The following is a 4,980-nucleotide window of genomic DNA, read 5'->3' as shown; positions in this document are numbered from 1 at the left end:
CCCGACGACATAGAAGGTGGGAACTACACCCTTTTCCTGAAACAGCGAAATCAGCCGCCAGACGCCGACGCGCGAGCCGTATTCGTAAAGCGATTCCATGTTGCGGTTGCGCAGTCCGAGCACGGCGGGCGACACAGCAAGGTCGGACAGGATCGTCTCGGAAACACCGTCGCCTTCGCCGATCGAGTATTCGGCACCTTCCTCGTAATTGACGACGATGTTGAGCGCCAGTTTCGCGCCACCCGGCCACTCGGCCTGCGGAGGCCGCTCGCCATAGCCGATGAAATCGCGGGCGGGCAGATACGGCATGTCTGACGTTACGTCTTGAAATCCCTCGGATAAAAACCCTTACCAGCATTGCCGGCCGCGCAGGGCGGTGAGCGCGCGCAGCGTGTGATCCATGACGTCCTGCCGCCCGATCGTGATGCGCAGGCAATCGGTCAGGCCGTAACCGGAAAGGCCGCGCACGATGATGTCGGCGCCGCGCAGGGCATTGTCGGCCGCCGCCGCAGCCGCCGTGTCGGCAAAGCGCACCAGGACGAAATTCGTCCGGCTCTCAGGCACCTCGTATCCGGCGGCGCGCAAGCCTTGTGCGAAGCGGTCGCGACTATCAGACGTACGCGCCACGATGCCGCGCGTATAGCTTGGTCCTCGACGGCCGCGACGGCCATGGCGAGGCTGATCGTCGAGACCTGGTTGGAATTCTGCATCTTGCGCACCTCGGCGGCGATCTGGGGCGCGAACAACCCCCAGCCGACGCGCGCGCCGGCCAGCCCGTATGCCTTGGACAGACTGCGCAGGACGACGGTGTCGCCGCGTCCGGCTAGCGCGAAGACGGCTTGCGGATCCTGATCGTCGAATTCGCCATAGGCCTGGTCGATCATCAGGAGAACATCGCCGGGAAGCGCCGCGCGCAGGAGCAGCACCTCGGTGTTTCTGATGCGCGTGCCGGTCGGGTTGCCCGGATTGCAGACGAAGACGATGCGCGTCGCCGGCGTGAGAGCCGCCAGGATGGCGTCGACAGAGACCTCAAAGCCGCGCTCCTGCGCCTTGACATAGGCCGCCCCGACACGCGCGGCCGCCGAGGCGGCAAAATTATAGGCGTAGCTGGTGGCGAGCACGTCGACGCCCGGACCGGCGAAGGCCGCAATGGTACAGGCGATCAGCTCCATCGAGCCGGCACCACAGAGGACAAGGTCGCGCTCGACCCCATAGGTTTTCGCGATCGCGTCGCGCAGCAAGGTCCAGTCCGGGTCCGGATAAAGATGGCTGCGCGCGACGGCGTCACGCCCGGCCTCGATCGCCTTGAGGCTGGGCGGGAAGGCGCTCTCGTTCTGCGCCAGCGTCGCCCGGTCATAGCCGCCGAAATTCGCCAGCGCGAAAGCGGACATGGCCTCGATGTGGGCGGCGGCTTTCAAGGGCACGGCATAAAGGTCCGGCTATCGGCTTGGAGGTGAGGTGTTGCGAAGGAAGGCTAAGGCAGGGCGGTGAAGCCGCAAAGCAAAATTCGCCGGCACAATGGCTATGGGAATTTGGCCCATGCGGGGTGGGAGGGGGCGGTCCTTTCCTCAATTAGGGGGACAGCCAGCTTTGTGCTGCTCAGTGTTTTCGCCAGAGATGGCTACATGTCGTATCGGGGCACCATCTTCGGTGACCGCAGTTCCTGGGCCATTTTTGCCGCCTGGAAGATTGTCATAAGGACGTAGGTCGTTTCACCCTCGGTCGAATTTATGGCCAAGACCACTCGGCCAATCTCGTCACTCATGGCGCAAGACCAATCCTTGACTGCAATCGCCCGCTTCCCCGCCATGTGCCCCTGCCTTTCCTTCGCGAGGTTATTTGGCGTCGTGAAGAGCAGCAATTTGGACTGAATGCCCATTGCGTTGGGCCTAACGTCGTTGGCTAACGAGCAAGCCAGTGCTTCTGAATTTCAGCAGCCCGTGGCTGGATGCAAAAGGAAGGCGCGCTGTCACCGTAATCTTGCTATCGGTATCGAGATTGTCATCAACTCTGCGCGGCGTTCAGGGTTTAAACGCGTCGCGATTGACGGTGATGGCTGGGGGCTTCCACCCGAAGCCTCCAGGCATATCCAACGCAGCGCTACGGAAACTTCGCTCGACTTCAGCGGTATAGGTGCCGTCGTTCTCGAAACGGTCCCAGAGAATGAAGCCGATAATGAGCGCGATGACGAACAGGGGCCAACGCATCGGACAGTCCCTCAGATGCCCGACCGATATTATCAGCCAGTGGACCATAAATACAAGCTATTGCTAATATATAATATATAGTGACTTGGCGCGACAGCTATCTATGACCGGGAACTACGACCGGTCGCCAGGTTGCCGGCTGGGCGAATCGCCCAAGTCTGGACTGGGGGCACGAAAATTCCATCGCCGATGCGCCCTCTGCAGGCCGATCCGCTTATCAAAAACGCGATCCATGGTGCCAAGTCTACCCTTCGAGCGGTTCCGGTGTAGATCGGCACCCAGCGAAGTCGAGTTGTATAGATATACCGCAGATCAGCCGATTTTGGCTGCTCTGAAAAACTTTGAAGATCTTGGAATTGTTGGCTCCCCGGGCCGGATTCGAACCAGCGACCAACCGGTTAACAGCCGGTTGCTCTACCACTGAGCTACCGGGGAACGGAGGCTCTGACGTGAGTGGCGCAGCCTATAGCAAACACCTTTCGGCTTTGCAAAGCAGCATTTCGCAATTTTTCTCCAGTTTTTGATGCGGCTATTTGTGCCATCGTTCGGCGTGCCCACATATGAAGGGCTTCACACCGGCACGGAACAAAGCGGCCGGTGATCGCCTTGACATGGCTTAGGCAGCGGATGGGATTGGTTTGAATGACCGCAGCGGACGATGACGACGCACCGGCACGGAAGATTTCGATCTTCGGCCGCGAGTTCACCATGCCGCGCTCGCGCGGCTGGCGAATCGCCATCGGCATGCTGCTTACCCTTGGCGGGCTTCTGGGCTTTCTGCCGATACTCGGCTTCTGGATGATTCCGCTCGGTCTCCTGGTGCTTTCTTATGAATTCGCGATGATCCGTCGCCACCGGCGGCGTTTCATCGTCTGGTGGGAACGTCGGCGTCGACCCGACTGAGAGGCAGGGACGGCTGCGCCACGGCGATGCCGGAGTCGCGACAACCGATTGGTAATCACCACTTTGGCCGTTCCATGCGAAAGCATCGGGAATGACGCGGCGCCGCTTGACGACCTTTGAGCGTCAACATAATGAGTTCGCTCGGAACGCCGGGAGCATTGCGAGGCCTCGTGGCGGAGTGGTTACGCAGAGGACTGCAAATCCTTGCACCCCGGTTCGATTCCGGGCGAGGCCTCCAGATGCTTGCGGGCTCCAGCGCAATCGCGCCGGAGCGGGGGTTCCGGTTGAAGTTTAGCCGCGCGTTTGGCGCGGGGAGCGGATTGTTGGGACATGAGCGCTGATTTTTCCGAACGCCGCGTGAAGATGGTCGACGGCCAGATCCGCACCACCGATGTCACCAGCGCGCCCCTGATCGAAGCGATGCTGACCGTCCCGCGCGAGGCGTTTGTCGGCCCCGGGCAGCGGGATCTGGCCTATATCGACGAAGACATCCGCATTTCGGACGGCGCCAATGGCAGCGGCGCACGCTACCTGATGGAGCCGTCGCCGCTCGCCAAGCTTTTGCAGCTGGCCGAGATCGATGCGAGTGATTCGGTGCTCGATGTCGGTTGCGGCAGCGGCTATTCCGCCGCATTGCTGTCCAGGCTTGCCCGGTCCGTGGTGGCGTTGGAGAGCGATCCCGCGCTGGCGGAGACCGCGAAATCCACGCTTTCCAGCCTTGGCTGCCAGAATGTCACGGTCATCACCGGGCCGCTGCCGCAGGGGCATGCCGCTAAAGCGCCTTACAACGTCATCTTCATTGGTGGCAGCGTCGAGGAAGTGCCGCCGGCGCTGCTCGACCAGCTTGCGGAAGATGGACGTCTGGTTGTGGTGGAAGGACAAGGCAACTCTGGCGTGGCCCGGCTGTTTTTTAAGGCCGGGGGGGTTGTAACCGGCAGACGGGCCTTTAATGCGGCAATTAAGCCACTACCGGGCTTCGAACGTGCTCACGCGTTTGAATTCTGAGCGTTTTTGCCTTGCAGCGAAGGCGCTGTCATGATCGCTTGCGCCTGACAATCGTTGCTGATTTGGTTAACCGTGAGTTATCGGGAGCCTATCAGCGGGGGAACGATAGACAACGCGGCGCCGGTCGATCCGTAAGGGTAGGCTGACGTGGCGTGGTTCCCATGTAAACGAATGAGGGAAATAACGTGCCGCCCCGACACAAAAGAGTTTTAGCAGCTATTCTCGTTTCCGCGACGGCGCTTTCGCCGCTGGCCGCCTCCGCCGAGACCATTACGGGCGCTCTCGCCAAAGCCTACCAGTACAATTCGCAGCTCAACGCTGCTCGCGCCGGCGTGCGCGTCACCGATGAGGGTGTTGCCATCGCCAAGTCGGGCTGGCGCCCGACCGTCACTGGTTCGGCCAACATCGACTACACCAACACGCACGGATTTGGCACCAGCAGGAGACTGACGACCGGCAGCTTCGGCGTGCAGATCAACCAGACGCTATTCGACGGCTTTCAGACCAAGAACAATGTCGCCGCCGCCGAATCGCAGGTGAAGGCTTCGGTCGAAAGCCTGCGCAACACCGAAGAGAACATCCTGTTCAACGCGGCGAGCGCCTATATGGACGTGATTCGCGACCGCCAGGTCGCGGTGCTGACCGAGCAGAACCTGCAGTTCCTGACCGAGCAGGCGCGCGCCGCCCGCTCGCGCTTCGAGGTCGGCGAGGGCACCCGCACCGACGTCGCCCAGGCCGATGCCTCGCGGGCGACGGCGGTGGCGCAGTTGAGCGCCGCCCGCGCGACCGCTCTGGCGAGCGCCGCCACCTACCACCAGATCGTCGGCGACGAGCCGGGCAAGCTGAAGGCGGCTTCGCCGCTGGG

Annotated in this window: 5 protein-coding genes, 2 tRNA genes and 2 pseudogenes; 4 read left to right on the top strand and 5 right to left on the bottom strand. The window is 61.7% G+C overall.

What is annotated here, in order from left to right; all coding sequences use genetic code 11:
- The 5 genes and pseudogenes from EOA23_RS31505 to EOA23_RS31485 form a co-directional block, all read right to left on the bottom strand.
- Positions 1-309: pseudogene (locus tag EOA23_RS31505) on the bottom strand (chitin deacetylase); the annotation flags it as partial.
- A gap of 39 nt (positions 310-348) precedes the next feature.
- A pseudogene (locus tag EOA23_RS31500) lies at positions 349-1,391 on the bottom strand (histidinol-phosphate transaminase).
- A 230-nt stretch (positions 1,392-1,621) separates the two neighbouring features.
- Positions 1,622-1,879 carry a hypothetical protein gene (locus EOA23_RS31495; protein ID WP_189341781.1) on the bottom strand — a complete coding sequence of 86 codons (258 nt, stop codon included), beginning with the start codon at positions 1,877-1,879 and terminating at the stop codon, positions 1,622-1,624.
- Between the two features lie 142 nt (positions 1,880-2,021).
- Complete coding sequence (locus EOA23_RS31490) at positions 2,022-2,207, bottom strand: hypothetical protein (RefSeq protein WP_042644823.1); 186 nt, start codon at positions 2,205-2,207, stop codon at positions 2,022-2,024.
- A 360-nt stretch (positions 2,208-2,567) separates the two neighbouring features.
- Positions 2,568-2,642 (bottom strand) — tRNA-Asn (locus EOA23_RS31485).
- 207 nt (positions 2,643-2,849) lie between these two features.
- Here EOA23_RS31485 and EOA23_RS31480 point away from each other — a divergent pair.
- The 4 genes from EOA23_RS31480 to EOA23_RS31465 all read left to right on the top strand — a co-directional run.
- Positions 2,850-3,110 carry a hypothetical protein gene (locus tag EOA23_RS31480; protein ID WP_126060383.1) on the top strand — a complete coding sequence of 87 codons (261 nt, stop codon included), beginning with the start codon at positions 2,850-2,852 and terminating at the stop codon, positions 3,108-3,110.
- A 164-nt stretch (positions 3,111-3,274) separates the two neighbouring features.
- Positions 3,275-3,348: transfer RNA gene (locus EOA23_RS31475), tRNA-Cys, on the top strand.
- 92 nt (positions 3,349-3,440) lie between these two features.
- Positions 3,441-4,115: a protein-L-isoaspartate O-methyltransferase gene (locus tag EOA23_RS31470; RefSeq protein WP_126060384.1), complete on the top strand. Its 675-nt coding sequence runs from the start codon at positions 3,441-3,443 to the stop codon at positions 4,113-4,115.
- A gap of 185 nt (positions 4,116-4,300) precedes the next feature.
- A partial coding sequence (locus EOA23_RS31465; protein ID WP_189341780.1) for a TolC family protein occupies positions 4,301-4,980 on the top strand: 680 nt, incomplete at its 3' end.

This window comes from Mesorhizobium sp. M2A.F.Ca.ET.042.01.1.1 (assembly GCF_003997405.1).
GTDB lineage: Bacteria > Pseudomonadota > Alphaproteobacteria > Rhizobiales > Rhizobiaceae > Mesorhizobium.
The sequence above is the reverse complement of the archived record's forward strand: the minus strand, read 5'-3'. Positions and strand labels throughout refer to the sequence as shown.